Raw genomic sequence first — 18,641 nt, forward strand, 5'->3', positions numbered from 1 at the left:
TTTTTCCCCTTCCTTACTCTGCCACTTGCGCTCCGATGCTGTTTGCAAAATGGGAAAGAGCCCATGCGTGCCCCTCCTGATTAAAGCTGGCAACAGCTTGTTTATGCACAACAATCCGAAAACCTTTGTTATATGCGTCAACAGCTGTATGCAACACACAAATATCTGTGCAGACACCGGCAAGGTGCAGTTCGCCAATCTGCCGCTCTCTGAGTTTGAGCTCTAAATCAGTTCCCGCAAAAGCAGAATATCTCGTTTTTTCCATGTAGTAAACATTAGGCTCATGTTCATGTTTCTGATATAGAGGCAAAAGCTTTCCGTACAGATCTTTTCCTTCCGTGCCTTTTATATTATGCGGAGGAAAAAGACGGGTTTCAGGGTGATATTGATCCCCTTCATCATGAGAATCTACTGCTAATACGACGTAATCACCGTTTGTGATGAATTCTTCAGTTAAATTGACGATCGCCTCTTCAATCATTCTGCCGGGCTCCCCGCAGGTCAATTTTCCGTCACTCGCCACAAAATCATTCGTATAATCAATACAAATAAGTGCTTTTTTCATAGCCGGCCTCCCCGCCATCAGTATGAGAACATTATATCTTATCTCCAGTTGTAAGTGAATTGCCATGAACAAAAAGACAAACGGTCCGTTTGTCTCTTAAGATTTCAGCACTGACCGATTATAAATGTCGTCCTGAATATATATCAATTCACGATTCACAGCGATGTCAGCCGCAATAACGAGGCCTAAAGGCGTATGAAACTGAAGATCAGATACAATCTTGAAGGGCACTCCGTACCGGTTCGCCATTTGGATATAAGGAGAGTAAGACTGATACTGAAGCTCTCCATTAACCAAAAGGGTGACGTTATGGCTGTTTTTCAGCTCGTGCTCCGCCTCTTTATACGGTTTACTTCTAAGCACCTGTCCTTTCGTCAGTGCCAAAACGACTCTTTCTCTTAAAGAGCCTAAAAACAAATGGCGCTCGTCAGGCTTTGTCTCCAAAGGCCCATACATTCCTTGCTGCAAATAGAGATCCATTTTATCTTCACTCAAAAGCCTGTCCTCCCGTCTTGTTTGTCTTCATTATCACCTGATCAGGCAGGAGCTAAACTTTCAAGCGCCGCTTACATTTCTGTTACCCAATGAATGATTTTTTTGGCCAGCTCACCAGCAGGGGTTTCCTCTGTATGCCGGCGCAACGACGCTTCCAGCCGTTCAGGCAGAGTTGCTTTATCTTCTTCATAGGAAATGATCGTGCTCCACTCCAGCTGCGGTACCGCTACAAGCGTGCGCAGTTCTTTTCTGTTTTCATGCAGATACACGTCCGTGATCATTCCGGTTTGCGTATTGATATTTGCTTTTCTGATTTTCATAACATGACCTCTCTATTTAAAGACTACCCATATTATACAATAAAAAAGCAACAGCCTCTTGTGAAAAGGCTGTTACCCGTTAAACGAAACTGTTTCATCAGTGATATCGGCATCTTTGAAGAGAGTTTTACTCGTTTGGTTGTTAATCTTCACAAAATCACCAAGCTGAAATGCGCCTGACCCCGCCCCTGAATGAGCGACGCTTTTGGGCGAAATCGCAAATACGTCTCCAAAGCTTGCCGCGGCATTACCCGTAACTGACATGATATAAATCGGCCCCACAATTGCAGGCATTTCCCCACCTCCGCATTGATTTACAGCATCATATGCAAAGAGCCGCTAATGGTGCCCGCCTATTCAGCTGGCTTTGCGTTTTCCTCGAGTCGTGACCGCTGGCGCAGCTTGATCAAGCGGACAATATTCAGGAAGAACGCCTTCACTACCGCATAAACCGGCACCGCTAAAATCATGCCGAGAATTCCGCCGAAGCTTCCCGCTCCGATTAACAGCAAAATAATCGTAAGCGGATGGGTATTCAGACGCTTTCCGATCACAAGAGGAGACAGCAGGTTTCCGTCCAGCTGCTGAACGATGACGACCACAATAATCGCAAACAGCGCTTTGGCCGGCGAGTCCATAAAACCGACAATGACAGCCGGCGCGGCACCGAGAAAAGGCCCGACATAGGGAATGATATTGGTAATCGCCATGACAATCCCAAGAATCAGGGCATACGGCAGTCCGGCAATTAAATAGCCGATAAAACACGCTGTCCCGACAAAAAGACAGATTAACAGCTGACCCTGGAAGTATGCCGCAAGCGTATCGGATAAATCTTTAAAAATCTTTAAGCCTTCTGTCCGATAAGAAGCCGGAAGAATTTTTACTGCCAAATGCGGAAAGCGGTGTCCGTCTTTCAGCATGTAAAAAAGGATAAATGGAACAGTAATAATAACAAGCGTGATGTTTGTCACGACGCCAAACACCGCAGATAAACTGGACGTGATATTTTGCGGCAGGTTTTGGAGAAAACTTGTCAATGACTGTTCAATTTTTGATATCGATACATAATCCTGGTTCATCATCCAGGTAAACCATTGAGAATGGGACAAATCCTTTGTCAGCGCCTGAATCTGTTTTATATAATCAGGAAGGTTGTTAAACAGCCCTGTCACCTGTGAGGTGATGATAGGTCCAACTGACGCTGAAATAAAGGCAAGCAAACCGATAAACAGTAAATAGATCAATAGAATGGATAATGTCCGCGGAATTTTTTTCTCAAGCAGGCGGACGACCGGATTAAATATGAAATACAAAATTCCCGCAATCAGCATCGGGAAAAACAATGTCGAGATAAAAACAATAAACGGCTGAAATACAAATGAAACTTTTGTTGCTACAAAAATAATCAGCAAAACAAATAAAATCTGCAATGTCCAAAAATGGACTTTTGATTTCAACAAGCTTTGTTCCTCCTAGTTTTTCTTTGTCTGTCAGATAAAAGAACTTATACCCCATCATTGTAACAAAAATGAACTCATATCAGAACTCTTAATATAATGAAAGGATTGTTGGTGATGAAGGCCGTGACATACGATACAGATTCAGAACTGGCTTATATCTATGTTCTTCCTCCGAAAAAGAACAGGAATGTACGGACTGAGGAGCTCAGAGTCAATGATTGTCTCCTGCTGGATATCAGCCAAGACGGCAAAATCGCCGGATTCGAATGTTTTGGTGAGGCAGCACACCTCTGTGCCCCATTTGCCGGGAAATCCCGGCTATATGTAAAAGATTCAGACGGTTATCATTTTCGGGTCTGCCAGCATGCTGCAGTCCGTTCCTGCTATACGGTGTACGGTGTCACTTTCTGTTTTTCAGATGGTGACTATCAGGAATTTGCCGGCTTTGACCTTGATGGAACAATGTATCATAGTGCGTTTTTACAGCGCTTAACTGAAAAATAGGACGTCCCGGTGTACGCCTATTTTTCATGCGCAAGCACTGTTAGACCCGCTCACTGTAATCTGGGGTGATGGAAATCATGTGCTGGATTCTGATCAAACAAACAGAATTTCGGGCTCCTTCAATTGTGATATGGTCAGGTTTTACATCGATCAGTCTGCCTCTGACCGTATCTCGTACTGTCTGTATAACGAACCTTGAGCCGATGAGCTTTTTAATGGTCTGATAGACATAAGGATCGACTAAAGAGACCAGTTGCGGACTACCTTGGTTGACCATACTTTTATCCCCTTTGTGTGTTTTATCTCAGCTTATGCCGCGCTTATGGATAATGACACAGGCTTACCTGATAAAACAAAGGGGTGCGGAGATTTTAGGAGAATACGTTTGGAAGCGGGTGTAAAGGAAGTATCGATGAAGCGGAGACAGCGAAGAAAGCTGGGCGCTGTTCCGTACTTATACAGGCTTTATCACGGATGTCTGGGCTTGATCGATTAATTGGTCCAGCTTTTCTATTTTTTTTCGTGCGGTTGAAGGATCAATTTGGCGGTAATGATGGTGGCCGCCCGGCTCTTCATCCAGTTCGTCCGCTTTTTTGACAATCTGCTGCAGCGTGTTTTTATCTAATTCGCCTTCAGGCAAATAGGAATCTGTATGAAGCAAAATGGCTAGTGCAATCTCTTTTGCCGCTTTCGGTTCCTCGCCAAGCCGAATCAGAAGCTTATGCGCGCGTTCCGCCCCTTTAATGGCATGAATGTCATTTCTTTTGTATTTCTCATAATCCCACTTTCCGTCTGTATACCATTCATAATGGCCGATGTCATGAAGCAGTGCCGCTTTTGCTGCTAAATCAGGATTAATGTCAGCCTTCACAGACAGCCTGTATGCATGATAAGCGCAGGCAATCGCATGTGCCACGCCGGAACGCTGAAGATATTTTTGTGCAATTGGATGGGTGAAAACATCCATTAATGTAACCTTTCTCATGGAAACCCCTCCTTTAGATATTTTTAGAATCCTAACATAATTTGCAGAGAAACTCAATTCTTATGTCACATCATTTTGATCTTCTTATCATCATTGTTATACCCTAAAAGCAGCGTTTCAGTCAGTATATGCGGCTGTTCAATAAAATGCGCTGGCTGCAGCCTTTTGTATAAAAAAAAGAGCAGAAAATATCTGCTCTACAAAAACTCTTTAATATCATAAATGCGGCCGTTTTCCGTCCCTTTTTCTAGTAAAGAAAGCAGCGTGCCGGCAATAAAGTCCGGACTGCGAAGGCTTCCTGTTTCATTTAATTTCCGGAATCGTTCAATGTGGTGGAAATCCTTTTTCGATGAAGAACGGATGACGGCCTGCATCTCAGTGTCCATCACTCCAGGTGAGAACGAAATCATGTTCACCGGCAGCTCTTCATCCTCCTGTTCAAATCCGAATGTCCTCGTAAACATGTCGAGCCCGGCTTTTGAACTGCAATACGCGCTCCATCCCTTATATGGATTTTTGGCGGCTCCTGAAGTAATGTTGACAACCGTCTTTTTGCCGCTGTATGAAGCAAACCGTTTTGTAAACAGCTGACTCAAAAGCACGGGCGCAGTCAGGTTCAGCTGATAATGGCGCTGAAGCTCGTCAAGAGACGCTTCGCCGGCACGTTTGATCGGCGTTACCATTCCGGCGTTATTGACCAGGGTAATACCAGAATAACGATCTGGATCGATGGATGAGAGCAATGTTTCAAATTGCTGTTCAGCTTCTTCGAGATTGATGAGGTCTATTTGATGCTGCGTTAGTTTTTCATGAGAGACATCTGTTTTCGTTCTGGATAAGGCATGGACTTCATGCCCCTTTTCTAAAGCCTGTAATGCAATGGCTTGACCCAGCCCTTTTGACGCTCCGGTGATGATATAAAGTTCCATTGGAAACCTCCTTTTCCGTTATTATTGTACGGCACCGCTTTTACACAACACAAGCACGCGGCCTATGCCTTCTTGTTTTCCTGCGCTGTGACTTTTGGGATGAGGAACACGATGCCTGCAATTCCGAGCAGGATCAGTACGACATAGATCATCGGCAGCAGCAATGATGATGTTTCTTGTTCATCTTCTGTTTCCGTTGATGATGTCTTTGTCATTGGTTTTTCAGCAAAAGTAATTCCAAGCTGTTTCGACTGGGCCGCAATCGTGTTGGAATCCTCGGCATTTGTTGATGTAAACAAATCTTTTATCAGCTCGGCGTCCTTGTCCTTCGGTTTATCAAAAGTGATATCCTTCTGTTCCTCAGGCAGTTCTGTTTTTTCTTCATAGTAGGTATCTTCATGCAAATAATTCGTATCGATTTCGATGTCTTTTTTCTCATACTGGTTTGGCGCGACATCTGTATTTTCTTCAGTTTGGGCAGCAGCTGCAGAGGGTATGAAAAGGGAAAAGGAGAGCATACAAATCATGATCCCCTTTTCCATGCTGCGATTACGCTTCATACGTTTCATCGCTTTCTGCTGTGTGTTCAGCCATCAGCCGGATAATCAGCGGCAGAGCCGCGGCAATCACCGTGATGATCAGCAGAACTGTTATTCCCATTGTAAACAAGTGCCCAGTACCGTACTGGATGTCGATATATACTTTCGAAACTGGATCTTCAAATGTAAAGTTCGGCATGATCAAATCAATAAGCGGTGCGACATAGAATAGAATCATTGCCGCTGAAGCAACCCAGCCAGGGATTGATCCGAATCTGAATGCCGTCCGGATGAAGGCAGAGCTTGCGACCAGCAATAGAATCGTAAACACCGACCACTTAATCGTCTGATCGTCCGGCAGTGAATAAATATTCAAACCGAACAAGCTGATCATAAGTCCGACAAGGATATTCAGAATTCCGAATAACGCTCCTTTGACGAGAAGCGGTGCGTTTTGGTAATACGAGCTGAAATAGCCGATTAACAGACTGCTGATCAACACAATGACAAGGATGACAACCGGAGGTACCGTCTGAATTTTTTCTTCCGGAACCTCTCCGCTGATTTTAAGCGGATTCGCTAAGTAATCATATACATAGCCATTGTTTTGCCCGTCTACTAATGTATTTCCGAGTATGCCGTATACGTCATTTCGCACGAGTTTCGTGGAGGCTACATTTTTCCCCCAGTTGTTGTTTAAGGTGTCGGCTTTCGCTTGAACATCATTGACGCTTTGCTGCATGTTGGTTGTGTAATCAATGATGCCTGACTGGCGATCAGACAATGAACCCATCATGTCTGACATTTGCAGCACTTCCTGGCCGACCGTATCTTGGACACTCAGTGCCATGGTGCCAGACAGCCCATCGTTGCTGAACGTCGCAGATTCCTGTGTTGCGCCCGTTACAAGCTGTTCTGACGCTTTTGCGGCACTTTCAGAGATTTTCGTCAGTTCGTCGAGAACACCTGCTTGAGAGTCACGAATAAAGCCGCTGTAGTCATCCGCAAATTTGGTCATTCCGTCGATGAAGGTGTTAATGTCTTCATCAGTTTGCATCGTGTTGTTTTTGAGAGCTTCCCAGCTGGCTGATTCTTCAGGTGAGAGAGCCAGGACTGATTGGACGTTGCTCTGCTGGCCGTTAATGGCGCCGGCTTTTGCAGCACTGTCAATCGTACCGGATAATACAGAGTCATAAACAGACAAATATTTATAGTATCTCATTAAAGCGGAGATGCTTTCTGTATTGATGTCTCCTGAGAATTGAAGCTGATCTTTATTTTCAAGCTCGCGAATCGCACTGTAAATTCCTTCAAACTCCCGCTTCCGTTTCGCTTCGAGATTTTCAAGTTTACCTTCGAGCTTTTTCACTTTGTCTTTCAGGTCATCAATTTCATCAGTGAGACCATTCATTTGCTCTGTTAGTTCCTCTAACTTCTTTTTCAACTCTTCATTATGAGCAGTTTCTTTTTCTTTGAGCTCTTCTTCAATTTGCTTGATTCGCTCAGACGCTTTGCTGAGCTGTTCTTTTGCTTTTGCAATATCAGAAATGTCGTCGTTTCCTGGTTGATCTTCATTTCCTGGCTCAGTCGTGCCACCGTCGCCTCCTGACTCTCCAGTTCCGCCTTCATTTGCCAGCTTGATAAATTGAAGGGCTGAGTCAGATGAAGCAGTCTGTTCGGCAGATGTGCCCGTTTCGGTTTGTCCGCTGTCTGACGTACCATTAGAGGCATCACCGTTCTGCTCCTGACCGTCTGTTCCCTGCTGGTCTTGATCCTGAGTACTGCCGTCCGTTTGTCCGTCATTACCGGTATCACTGCTGTTATTGTCGTTCCCTGTGTCGCCCTGTGTATCATCGGGATTTGTACTGCCCCCGTCATCAGGTTTTTCTGGATTATCAGTGGACGGATCGTCTGGTTCAGTACCCGGGTCTTCCGGTGTTGGATCCTCTTTTTCAGGCTCCTTCAGATTGTCTGAAATATCCTGAATATCAGCAGCGATATTTTTCAGTTCTTCACGCTGTTTTTCAAGATCAATTTTGAGTTCTTCAGGATCTTCTTCTTTAGGGTCTTTATCTTTATCATTGTTGTCAGAACCATCGTCTATGACTGGGTCGTCCCCTTTCGCAACTGTCAATGCCTGACGTGCCGGGACAAGCAATTCATACACCTGATTTAGTGCAGCCTGTCTTGATGCGGCCTGATATTGTTCGATTAAATTACTTTGGATTTTTGCCATGCCAAGTTCCTGCTGGGACACTTGCCCTTCCCTAATTTGCTGGGCGTTTGCCAGCACATTACTGGTTTGTCCGAGCTGTGTCTTCACTTGGCTGATCCCGGTTGCCAATCCGCTCATGCGTTCGCTGAACTGATTCGCCTTTTGCTGTGCCTGGATGGCGTCCAAGCCTGTCCGGATTTGCTGCTGTGTTGAATCTTGGGCTGCCAAAAGCAGCTTTTTCTGATTTTCTTGATATTCTTTGTATCTTTCAACTGTATCAATGAATTCTTTCAGCGTATTTTTGGCTTCCTCCGCTGTAGAAGCTTTTTCTTTTGTCGTGCCTTGCGCTTCATTCATTGATTTCTTCAGCTCATCGATTAAGTCTTTTTGCTGTTTGATTTCACCTGCTAAATCATTAGAGCTTGGTTTGTAAAAGTTGTACATGACATTCTGGAATTCAGATTCTTTATTGACGATCTTGTCAAATTCTCCTCTGATGTTGTCCACTTTTTGTGAAACAAAATTCCAGTATAAGGCCGACATTTTTTTGTTCATTGTCTTTTGGGCATCCTCAAGCTCACGCTGAACTTTTTCTTTGTTAACCGCATTCAGGTTATCTTGAATGCTGAATTCGAGCGTTGCTTTTTGAGGATGGTCTTTGTCATAGCTCAAAATGTTTTTTGAGAAGTCTGAGGGAATGTAGACAATCGCATCGTATTTCTTTGAAGCGAGACCGGTCTCGGCCGCGCTTCGGTTTACGACCGTCCACGAATAATCAGGACGTTCACCCAGAACGGCCGCTACTTCCTTGCCGAACTGGGCGGATTTGTCCTCTTCATCAGACTTTACCTCATCACTCAATACGCCTGTGTCTTCATTCACCACCGCGATTTGCCGGGTGGAATTGACTGCTTTTTTCGTTGGGTCGTCTCCGATAAATCGGAAAAACAACACCGGCAGCAGCAAAATGATGATGACGGCGGATATTAACTTGATCAAGCTTTTTCGTTGTTCTGTCATCTAGCACTCTCCCTTTCAGCAGAACATAAAGGAATTTGAACTTTTTGCTCCTTCCCGTTTTCCACAACATATCCGAAGCCCGGCTGAATCTCAGGCTCCTGTCTTTGGTACGGGAGAGGAATGACATTTTGCTCAGATTTTTTCATCAGCAGAATCGCGTGGCGGATTTGCTTCATCTCAGTCGTCAAGGAGTCATAGCCTTTTGAGAATTCGCTGTGATTTCCGCCCGGGATAAAGCTGAACCCAAGATGAGCGTATGATTTCATGAAGTTAGCGAGACGGTCTTGTATTCTCGTATCAATCGTCTGCTGGAATCTCGTTATCCCGTCAATCATCAGCACGACTTGTGAGAATCGCAGATTTTGTGCGTCTCCTTGGCGGACGGCTTCTACATACATGGCCTCTCTTGTTTTGAAAATGTCTTCAGCTGTTTCAATCCACTGCTCAATATCTTCTTTCGTTTCCAAATATGAAACATCTGATTCCTTCGCGTAATGAGATAAGCCGCGGTCAATCGAGTCAAACAGGCCGATCATTTCAGTTTCATCATCAATCAGATGTTCGAGCATTACTTTTAAGACGTTTGTTTTCCCGCGCTGAGTCTGGCCTAAAATCAGGCAGTGCTTATGCTTGCCTAAATCAAAATAGACTGGGCTGACTGTTTCTTCATGAAGCCCGATCGGTACAGATAAAGGCTTGCGTTCCAGCTTGAAGCGGATAGACAATTCTCTCGTAGACAAGCTCTCAGGCAGCATCGGAATCGGTGCCGGCTGCTCCATTGAAGCAAATCGCCCTTGAAGTTTCTGTACGTCTGATTTCAGCTCGTTGAACATGCCGATATCATCATCGGCGTCAACAGGCAGGAACATTTGCGCGAAATAAAGCTCTTCCTTTTGAATGATGACGCGTCCCGGAATCGGCTCAAGATTGAATTTCGGACGGCCGTAAATGGAATATCCTTCTGATTGATCCATGAGATAATGGACAACCTTTGTTTTCAAGTTATTTAACAATGACTGGCGGACAGCATTCACCCGCGTTGCTGTCAGCATAAAGTAGATACCCAAGCTTTGTCCGTCTCTGGAAAGCTGGACAAATTCCGATTCAAGCTCATGCATCTCATCCTTGACAATGTCAAAGTTGTCAATGGTGATAAAAATGAACGGAAGCTCTTCTTCGCTCAGCGCATTGTACATTTTGATGTGGCTGATTTCTTTTTCCCGGAACAAACGTTTACGGCGGTCAATTTCTTCTTTGATGCGAATCATGAACTTTTCAATTTTTCTTGACTGGTCCATCAGGAAGTAATCCGCGGTATGCGGGAGCTTCGCTAATGGCAGCAGCGTTCCGTTTCCGAAATCAAAGATATAGACATGAAGCTCTTCAGGTGTGTATACGTCCGCAAAACTCATCAGGAACGTTGCGGCTGCAATCGATTTTCCGTAGCCCGAAGAGCCGAAGATGCCGATATTTCCATCTTCCATCATCTTATAAGCAATTGGCGCCTGTCTTTGCAGATCAGGTTCATCGACATACGCAAAGTGGAAATGGTCTTTTTCGTTTGAAGGGAAAAGAGTGCGCGGAATACGTTCCGCAAGCGGCGGCAGCCAAGGGCTTGGCAGCTTCTCGATTCCCATTTCATCTTGGATGCGTTCAATTTCGTCAACTACAGCTTCGATTTCGGTTTGAACGTCTTTTTTCGCGTTATCTTCGGTATCAACCTCAGAAAGCGGGATCAGACCCGTATCTGTAACAATCGCGATTTCATCCTCAGTACCGTAGACTTCCTCTAAGTAAGGCGCCCCGCTCCATGCAGATTGGAACAGCTCATACACTTCATTGTTTCCGACCTGCAAATAGCCGCGGCCTGTTACGGTAATGTTTGCGGCATCGCTGTTTTTCAAAATTTCTTTACTGTCGGTGGCATCCTGGACCTTGAGCGCTACTTTAAAGCGCGAGTTACTCCAGATCTGGTCGTCGATGATGCCGCCTGGCTTCTGTGTCGCCAAAATCAAATGAACGCCGAGGCTTCGTCCGATACGCGCGGCACTGACAAGCTCCCTGATAAAATCAGGCTCCTCGCTTTTCAGCTCGGCAAACTCATCAGAAATTAAGAACAAGTGAGGCATCGCCACTTCTGCTTTCCCTTGCTTGTATAACTTTGTATAGTCATTGATGTGATTGACTTGATACTGGTCAAACAGGCGCTGCCTTTTTTTCAGCTCGCTTTTAATGGAAGCAAGCGCACGCATACTGAAGTTTTTGCTTCCTTCAATATTTGTGATCGTGCCGAGGAGGTGGGGAATGTTGCGGAACGGCTGCGCCATTCCTCCGCCTTTATAGTCAATTAGTAAGAAAGCCGCTTCATGCGGATGAAAATGCACTGCAAGTGACAAGATGTAGGTCTGGAGAAATTCACTTTTCCCTGATCCCGTTGTCCCCGCAAGCAAGCCGTGCGGACCGTGTGCTTTTTCGTGAAGGTTCAGATACACAATGTCATCTTTCCCTTTATAGCCGATCGGCACTGACAGCGACTTCGACGATTCACTTGTCAGCCATCTTTGCTGAATGCCGATTTCTTTTACTTCCTTCGCATGAAAAAGCTCCAGGAACGATACCGTTTCCGGAATGGAATTCGTAATGCCGACCTGGTGGTTCAGCGTCCGCAGCGTGCGTGAGAACCGTTCGTTGTCCTCACGCTGATGATGATCGAGACGGAACGGAATTCTTACCGCTTTTTTCTTTTGTATTAAAATGTCGCCTTCATGCTCATTAATGTAGCGGACAAGAGTTGTAATGTTTTCCGACAAGCTTTCCTTTGTTTCCGCCGCGACAATTGTCGAGATGCCCAGATGCTCATGCTGTCCTTCTAAATATTCGAGAATGACATGTTCAGAGATCAGCTGCTGATTCGTGATGACAAATACAAAATGCGGTTTGAACTGCAGTTTTTCTTTGTCATCTTCGAGATCACGCTCTCTGATCAATTCGTAAAGTGAAGACAAGAGCTGATCTCGGGTTTGCTCATTATAAATAAATCCTTTTGCATAAATATGGGGCATTTGAAATTGCGGAAGCCACTTCATCCACTCCCAGTCTTTATACTCTTCTTCATGAAAAATAAATACAAAACGCAAATCGTGATAGCTGTTAAAGAACGACAGCTGTCCGATCAACTGGTGAATCTCATTTTTCACAATTTGCGATTTACCGACAAGCCCCATCGGACCTTCTGCCAAATCGACCGTCACCGGCGCATGGCGGATATCTTTATAGACGCGCTGCATGTGCTGCGATTTCTCCATGAGGTCATCGATATCACGATTCGCCAAGTCTCCGCCGCTCATATTGATTTCATAGCTTGACGGAACTGTTCCCGTCCCAAGCCGCAGTTGCAGATAATCCTTGCTTTCAAGTGATTTTTCCCAGATCCGGTCACTGATTTCACTTGTTAAGTATTTCATTTGTTCAAATGAAGGAAAGTGAAATTCAAGAACCTGCTTTTGCTTTTCAGCAAGTGCCTGAAGCTCTTTCCGCTTATTGTCTAAGTAAAGCTTATATACACGCTCCCGTTTTTCCTCGCGTTTTTTCCGCTGGTTTTTATCCCGGAAATATTGCACTGTCGAGGTAATGAGAGTCATCATAAACATGGCCAAAGAAACGAGTATAAATATGCCGCGCGGCTGGATGATGGCAACTACGCCCATCACGATCAGCATCACAAGCGGAGGCAGGATGACGAGCCACAGCCCTCTGTTGGTTTGATCGCTCTCCTGAGAGGGAAAACTGAAAGAAACGCGGTCATCCGGCAGATCGTATACCATCCGCGGCGTTCTTCTGTACTGCGGATATTTTTTCTGCATCTCTGTACTCGGTTTGACCGTTTCTGTTAACGCTGTTTCAAACTGGGCATAATGAACAATTTCTAAAAGGTCTTGTTCCGTCACCCTCATTTGCGTGAAGTTCCAGAATATTTCATCCCCCGGCTTGAGCGGCGTATTGGCGTTGATTTTCTCTCCGTTCAAGAAGATCGTTCCGCTTTCAGGGCGGACCGACCAGCTGCCGCCTGCACGAAGCAAAGAAAACGTGCTTTGTTCTGCAAATGCAAAATCTTGCGGATTCAGATAAATATCTGCATTCGTTTTTTCTGAGGAACATACAATTTCATCCCGATTTCCCGTAAAATAAACGGATTTCTCAGGTTCACTGCCCGTCAATATCAAGCGTATATCCTGCTGATCCGTTTGGAGAGTAAATGATATATCCGTCTCAATCGTGCCGAGACAATCATTTCCCAGGAAAACTTCGTATTGGCCGCCGGATTCCTTTCTTTGAAGAGAAATGACTCCGCTATTAAATGGAATGGAGCTGATCGTAACAGAATCCTTCACATCAGGCCCTATGGTCACCGGATGAGACGACGGGAGGTTAGACAGATTTAATTTTTGAACGTTATTTTGGTAAAAAACCCATAATAGACTCAAATGGCGAACCCCCTTACGGCCGAATGGCAGCATGCGATGACCTGCGCTTCATGTCTCACGTTATTTGTCATCTTTTTTCTCATCTTTCTTTTCTGTTTCTTTTTTCTCGTCTTCTTTTTTCTTCTGTTCTTCTTTTTTCGCTTTTTCCTCGGCTGCGGCTTTTTCTTCTGCCGCTTTCTCTTCTGCTTGTTTTTCTTCGTCTGTTTGTGTCTGTTCTTCGCTTGTATCGACTAACGATGTTTCAGAATTAGACTGTTTATTTTCTTGACGTTCTTTTTGCGCTTTTTCAAGCTCACTATTTACTGAGTCAAGTTCTTTTTGTATGTCTTCATCATTTGTATCCTCAGATAAAAGCTGCTGTTTATATTTAGCTAGGGCAAAGTAAATATAATCATTGTATTCCAGCTTGCGGCCGATACTGATCGCTTCTTTGTATTCTCCTCGACCATAATCAATCCAATATAAGAAATGCTGAGGGTCTGATTGAAGGGTGACTAAATTATTTTCTATATTTTTGGTTTTTGCACTCCCCAGGTTTTCGACCTCAACATAGGACGTCGCCAGCTGATACTGCACCGATTCAGGCAGGCTTTCCGCATCGTACTTGGACAGTGTGCTGATGACTTCACTGTACTGCTTGTTTAAGAACGCACGGTTGCTGTCCACTATCGCCTGGTGCTTTGGCTGCGCGAAAAATAAGGCGTACATCGAATAAATAAGTGCCGGTACAAGCAAAACAATGAGCCCCAGGCCGATATATCGCTGGATGTTCCACTTCTTTCTCGGGATATGTATGTATGTTTTTGCTTTGGCTTCGAGCTCATCAATATGGGTTTGAATCAGCTCGAGCAAATCATCATAGGATTCAGCATCTAATATCGCCTTTGCCTCTGCGGAAAACGTCAGCGTTTCATTGAATTTCAGGTAGTCTTCAAACGCAAAAGCGCCGTCAACTGCCAAAGCCGCTGCCGCTTTCAGCTCCTGCCATACTCTTTCCTCATCACGCTCGTAAGGAGGAATGCTTTCTTTTACTCCATAATGGAGAAAATAAGGCGTAAGCCCTTTATCGAATACAATGTTTTCAGGAGCGACAATCAAATTCAGCCTAGACAGATTGTGCTGCTGTACGGCTTGAACAAGCTGATAGGCAAACTGCCATTTACTTTTTTTATCCTTAGCTTTCATGAAGCGGAATGCTTTATAGGAGGAGGGAGGTTGGATTGTGATGATTACTTCATCATCCGTCACATCGATTTCTTTATGAAAAAATGGATTTATATCTTTGATCACGTTAGCTTCAAGACCGTCGAGAAGCTTTATTTTTTCCCGTTGAAAGGTAAATGTATAGCCGGCATCTGTTTTCTCGGCAACAGCTTCTAATTGGTTTTCTAAATATGATTTTTGTTTACCTGACATTCAACCAGATCCTTTCATAATATTTCAAGCCGGTCTCCGTTTGTAATGCCGCAATCAGACAGCTTGCATTCTCCGGAAAACACCTTATCCTTGTTCACCACTCTGATCCAGTGCCCTTCGCGCGGAGGCATAGATACGCTTTGGGCCTGCCAAGCAATATCAATTACTTTTTTCACCGGGTGGTAATCTGACAATCTGAGATCAAAGACACTGCCGTTATAATGTTTCAAATCTATTGTAATATCAATATACATTTAGGATCACCCTTACATAGAAAGAGCGCCGTCTTCTTTTGAATCAGGCGCTCCTTCCCTTTCATACTGTTATCCGCGGATTTGATTTGCGATGTCTTGGTCAGTAGACTCAAGTGTATTTGCTGTTTGATCAAGCTGCTGATTCACATCTTGAAGCAAATCTGACATTTTGATAAATGAAGGTTTGAGCTGCTCGTATTGATCTGCGAACGCTTCGCTTGAAGCACCTTCCCACATGCTTTTCAAATCAGAGATCATTCGGTTTAAACGATCAACCTGATTTAATACTTCTTGGCTTTCAACGCCGTATTGCTTCGCCATCGCTCTTAGCTCTTCGGGTGTGACACGAATTAATCCTGCCATATTCCTCATTACCTCCTGTGCCATCAGCCTAAATATGGGCTAATTCACTTATTTTTAGAACGTCATTATTATAAAAACAGTTTTTCGGCATAGTCAAACAAATATGTTTTAATTTTACAAAATGAGTCCAATGGTTTATCCCGAATCACTTAAAAATGACATATACTGTAAAGTAAATAGGTTTATTTTCTTAATCTTCTCTTCATTCTCCGAATAATCCAAAAGACCCAAATAACGCTCCAACTCCCAAAAAAAACCTTTCAGAAAATTTGATGCTACAGCACCATTTCTGAAAGGTTCAGTTTTTTCTTTCCTTAATTAGTCTCGCCTCCGATGACTTTCTTAGAAGATTAATAGGATAAGCTGTCGTTATATGAGGCATACAACTGTCCTGCAAAAAGGCGATTACACCGCCAATTGTATATAGAACGTTTCTCTCATGAAATTGTTTTTTTGCTTCTGTTCTTTGTTGTTGATTTTCACAAACAACAACAATCATAATAAAAGGAAGGGGATGAGATGTCAAAGAGAAATCAAGCACGAAAAGTAGGGAGATTTATGACCATGCCGAATGATCCGTTTAAATATAGTTTTGACAGACTTGAAGATGTGGCTGATCATATCAGCGACGTTCTGCGGTGCCCGATCACCATAGAGGATGTTAACCACAAGCTGCTTGCCTACAGTACACACAGCGACTGCACAGACCCTGCCCGGACGTCTACCATTATTGGCAGAAGGGTACCGGAGAAGGTGATTAACAAGCTGTGGAAAGACGGGACAATTCCAGCTCTCTTAAAAACGGACCAGCCGATCAGAGTCAAGCAAATTGATGAAGTCGGGCTGAGCAATCGCGTCGCTATTTCGATTTGGAAAAACAATCAAGTGCTTGGCTTCATATGGGCGCTTGAGATCCAAAAAACATTGTCCGATGAAGATCTGCTGACATTGCAAATGGCAGCAAAAGCAGTGAAAAACAAGCTTCTCAAACTTCAAATCAGAAAAACGAAAAATGAAGAACGCAGCCAAGAATTTTTCTGGAAAATGCTGACCGGACACATCCATCAGGAGGATGATATGGCGGATGGGTTCCATAAGCTTGGAATGGCGGCTCCTTCAGAGTTTTCCGTTATGATCATCCGCATAAATGGCGAGCTGACTGAAAAAATCGAACAGCAGCTGCAATATTTACAGGAAACGACCCAGCAGGTTTACGTGCTGCTGGCGACCGTAGATTCCAATGAACTTATTATATTAACCTCACCCAAAACAGATCATCCTTTTCAAGATTTAAAACAGTTTGCTTTAAGTACGCAAAAACAGCTGAAGGAGCGGTATAAAATAGAAGACGTTTCTATCGCTTTTGGCGGAATATACAACTCTATTTCTTTTGTCTCCCGCTCCTATCAGGAAGCATTGTCCGTCTTAAAAACGAAGGAACGGTTCACTGAAGAGACCAAACATCTTTTCAGCTTTTCTGAGTTAGGCATTTATCAATACTTAGATGTCTTATATGAAAAACGGAAACAGGTGGGCCATTATAATTACTCGCTTTCCAAACTGGAACAATATGACCGGGATCACCAGTCAAATCTGGTAGAGACGCTAGAGCGCTTTATTGAAGCGGACAGCAACGTGAATACCGCTTCCAAGCTGTTAAATATACACGTTAATACGTTGAATTACCGACTCAAGCGGATCAGCCAGATCGCTGAAATTGATTTGAAAAATGTGAATCAAAAATTCACCATCTATTTAGATATCAAACTTCGGCACATGGATTTGTGAAATTTCACAAATCCATGTTTTTTTATTTTCTTAATCAAACAAAGAATTTTCCAAAATATCAAGCTACACTAAAAATATCACAGATACAGGAGGAGACAGATATGATCATAGGGGTTCCTAAAGAGATAAAAAACAATGAAAACCGTGTCGCATTAACACCCGGGGGCGTTTCTCAGCTCATTTCAAACGGCCACCGGGTGCTGGTTGAAACAGGCGCGGGCCTTGGAAGCGGATTTGAAAATGAAGCCTATGAGTCAGCAGGAGCGGAAATCATTGCTGATCCGAAGCAGGTCTGGGACGCCGAAATGGTCATGAAGGTAAAAGAACCGCTGCCGGAAGAATATGTTTATTTCCGCAAAGGACTTGTGCTGTTTACGTACCTTCATTTAGCAGCTGAGCCTGAGCTTGCACAGGCCTTGAAGGATAAAGGAGTAACTGCCATCGCATATGAAACGGTCAGTGAAGGCCGGACATTGCCTCTTCTGACACCTATGTCTGAGGTTGCGGGCAGAATGGCGGCGCAAATCGGCGCTCAATTCTTAGAAAAGCCTAAAGGCGGAAAAGGCATTCTGCTTGCCGGGGTGCCGGGCGTTTCTCGCGGAAAAGTAACGATTATCGGAGGAGGCGTAGTCGGGACAAACGCGGCGAAAATGGCTGTCGGACTCGGTGCAGATGTGACGATCATTGACTTAAACGCAGACCGCTTGCGCCAGCTTGATGACATCTTCGGCCATCAGATTAAAACGTTAATTTCTAATCCGGTCAATATTGCTGATGCTGTGGCGGAAGCGGATCTCCTCATTTGCGCGGTATTAATTCCGGGCGCTAAAGCTCCGACTCTTGTCACTGAGGAAATGGTAAAACAAATGAAACCTGGTTCAGTCATTGTTGATGTAGCGATCGACCAAGGCGGCATCGTCGAAACTGTCGACCATATCACAACACATGATCAGCCAACATATGAAAAGCACGGGGTTGTGCATTATGCTGTAGCGAACATGCCGGGTGCTGTCCCTCGTACATCAACAATCGCCCTGACTAACGTTACTGTTCCATACGCGCTGCAAATCGCGAACAAAGGGGCAGTAAAAGCGCTCACAGACAATGCGGCACTGAGAGCGGGTTTAAACACCGCAAACGGACACGTGACCTATGAAGCTGTAGCAAGAGATCTAGGCTATGAGTATGTTCCTGCCGAAAAAGCTTTACAGGATGAATCATCTGTGGCGGGTGCTTAATTCACAATGAGCTTGCAGAAAGATTTCTGCAGGCTTTTTTATTTTTTAAAAGGAAAAAAGAGA

17 protein-coding genes are annotated in these 18,641 nt (G+C 44.3%); 3 read left to right on the top strand and 14 right to left on the bottom strand.

Going from position 1 to position 18,641, the window contains the following annotated elements; all coding sequences use genetic code 11:
* Positions 1 to 13: 13 nt before the first annotated feature.
* The 5 genes from FB592_RS00435 to FB592_RS00455 all read right to left on the bottom strand — a co-directional run bounded on the left by FB592_RS00435 (position 14) and on the right by FB592_RS00455 (position 2,843).
* Positions 14 to 565, bottom strand: coding sequence for a cysteine hydrolase family protein (locus FB592_RS00435; RefSeq protein WP_014477836.1), 552 nt, complete (start codon positions 563 to 565; stop codon positions 14 to 16).
* A gap of 96 nt (positions 566 to 661) precedes the next feature.
* A complete protein-coding gene (locus FB592_RS00440; RefSeq protein WP_014480710.1) occupies positions 662 to 1,060 on the bottom strand; it encodes a YueI family protein in 399 nt (132 codons plus the stop codon).
* A gap of 71 nt (positions 1,061 to 1,131) precedes the next feature.
* Positions 1,132 to 1,380 carry a YueH family protein gene (locus FB592_RS00445; RefSeq protein ID WP_003228783.1) on the bottom strand — a complete coding sequence of 83 codons (249 nt, stop codon included), beginning with the start codon at positions 1,378 to 1,380 and terminating at the stop codon, positions 1,132 to 1,134.
* 72 nt (positions 1,381 to 1,452) lie between these two features.
* Entirely contained in the window at positions 1,453 to 1,674 is a 222-nt protein-coding gene (locus FB592_RS00450) for a spore germination protein (RefSeq protein WP_015384524.1), read from the bottom strand.
* 59 nt (positions 1,675 to 1,733) lie between these two features.
* Complete coding sequence (locus FB592_RS00455) at positions 1,734 to 2,843, bottom strand: AI-2E family transporter (RefSeq protein WP_014480712.1); 1,110 nt, start codon at positions 2,841 to 2,843, stop codon at positions 1,734 to 1,736.
* Positions 2,844 to 2,957: 114 nt separating this feature from the next.
* Between FB592_RS00455 and FB592_RS00460 the strand changes: the two genes are divergently transcribed.
* Complete coding sequence (locus FB592_RS00460; protein ID WP_072175143.1) at positions 2,958 to 3,347, top strand: DUF2283 domain-containing protein; 390 nt, start codon at positions 2,958 to 2,960, stop codon at positions 3,345 to 3,347.
* Between the two features lie 40 nt (positions 3,348 to 3,387).
* Here the strand turns inward: FB592_RS00460 and FB592_RS00465 are convergent, their stop codons facing one another.
* From FB592_RS00465 to FB592_RS00505, 9 genes are all read right to left on the bottom strand, one after another.
* Positions 3,388 to 3,624: a YuzF family protein gene (locus FB592_RS00465; protein WP_072175144.1), complete on the bottom strand. Its 237-nt coding sequence runs from the start codon at positions 3,622 to 3,624 to the stop codon at positions 3,388 to 3,390.
* A gap of 177 nt (positions 3,625 to 3,801) precedes the next feature.
* A complete protein-coding gene (locus tag FB592_RS00470; RefSeq protein WP_021480502.1) occupies positions 3,802 to 4,332 on the bottom strand; it encodes an HD domain-containing protein in 531 nt (176 codons plus the stop codon).
* Between the two features lie 197 nt (positions 4,333 to 4,529).
* Positions 4,530 to 5,261: a (S)-benzoin forming benzil reductase gene (locus FB592_RS00475; protein ID WP_033884758.1), complete on the bottom strand. Its 732-nt coding sequence runs from the start codon at positions 5,259 to 5,261 to the stop codon at positions 4,530 to 4,532.
* Positions 5,262 to 5,323: 62 nt separating this feature from the next.
* Positions 5,324 to 5,779, bottom strand: coding sequence for a type VII secretion protein EssA (essA, locus tag FB592_RS00480; RefSeq protein WP_010886603.1), 456 nt, complete (start codon positions 5,777 to 5,779; stop codon positions 5,324 to 5,326).
* Positions 5,780 to 5,810: 31 nt separating this feature from the next.
* Positions 5,811 to 9,035: a type VII secretion protein EsaA gene (esaA, locus tag FB592_RS00485; protein ID WP_141949159.1), complete on the bottom strand. Its 3,225-nt coding sequence runs from the start codon at positions 9,033 to 9,035 to the stop codon at positions 5,811 to 5,813.
* Positions 9,032 to 13,519, bottom strand: a complete 4,488-nt coding sequence (gene essC / locus FB592_RS00490; protein ID WP_141949160.1) for a type VII secretion protein EssC — start codon at positions 13,517 to 13,519, stop codon at positions 9,032 to 9,034. The genes esaA and essC overlap by 4 nt, the downstream gene beginning before the upstream one ends.
* 60 nt (positions 13,520 to 13,579) lie before the next feature.
* Entirely contained in the window at positions 13,580 to 14,935 is a 1,356-nt protein-coding gene (essB, locus tag FB592_RS00495) for a type VII secretion protein EssB (RefSeq protein WP_024573120.1), read from the bottom strand.
* A 14-nt stretch (positions 14,936 to 14,949) separates the two neighbouring features.
* Positions 14,950 to 15,189, bottom strand: coding sequence for an ESX secretion system protein YukD (yukD, locus tag FB592_RS00500; protein WP_003228763.1), 240 nt, complete (start codon positions 15,187 to 15,189; stop codon positions 14,950 to 14,952).
* Positions 15,190 to 15,258: 69 nt separating this feature from the next.
* A complete protein-coding gene (locus FB592_RS00505; protein WP_003220661.1) occupies positions 15,259 to 15,552 on the bottom strand; it encodes a WXG100 family type VII secretion target in 294 nt (97 codons plus the stop codon).
* 519 nt (positions 15,553 to 16,071) lie between these two features.
* On the opposite strand from FB592_RS00505, the gene adeR reads away from it, so the two are divergent.
* Positions 16,072 to 17,340 (top strand): sporulation transcriptional activator AdeR, encoded by a 1,269-nt coding sequence (adeR, locus tag FB592_RS00515; RefSeq protein ID WP_064671624.1) that lies wholly within the window; start codon positions 16,072 to 16,074, stop codon positions 17,338 to 17,340.
* 101 nt (positions 17,341 to 17,441) lie between these two features.
* The gene (gene ald / locus FB592_RS00520) at positions 17,442 to 18,578 is read left to right on the top strand and encodes an alanine dehydrogenase (protein ID WP_029725879.1); all 1,137 of its coding nucleotides are present in this window, start codon (positions 17,442 to 17,444) and stop codon (positions 18,576 to 18,578) included.
* Positions 18,579 to 18,641: the final 63 nt, after the last annotated feature.

The sequence above is a fragment of the Bacillus sp. SJZ110 genome (assembly GCF_006715455.1).
GTDB classification, from domain to species: Bacteria; Bacillota; Bacilli; order Bacillales; family Bacillaceae; genus Bacillus; species Bacillus subtilis.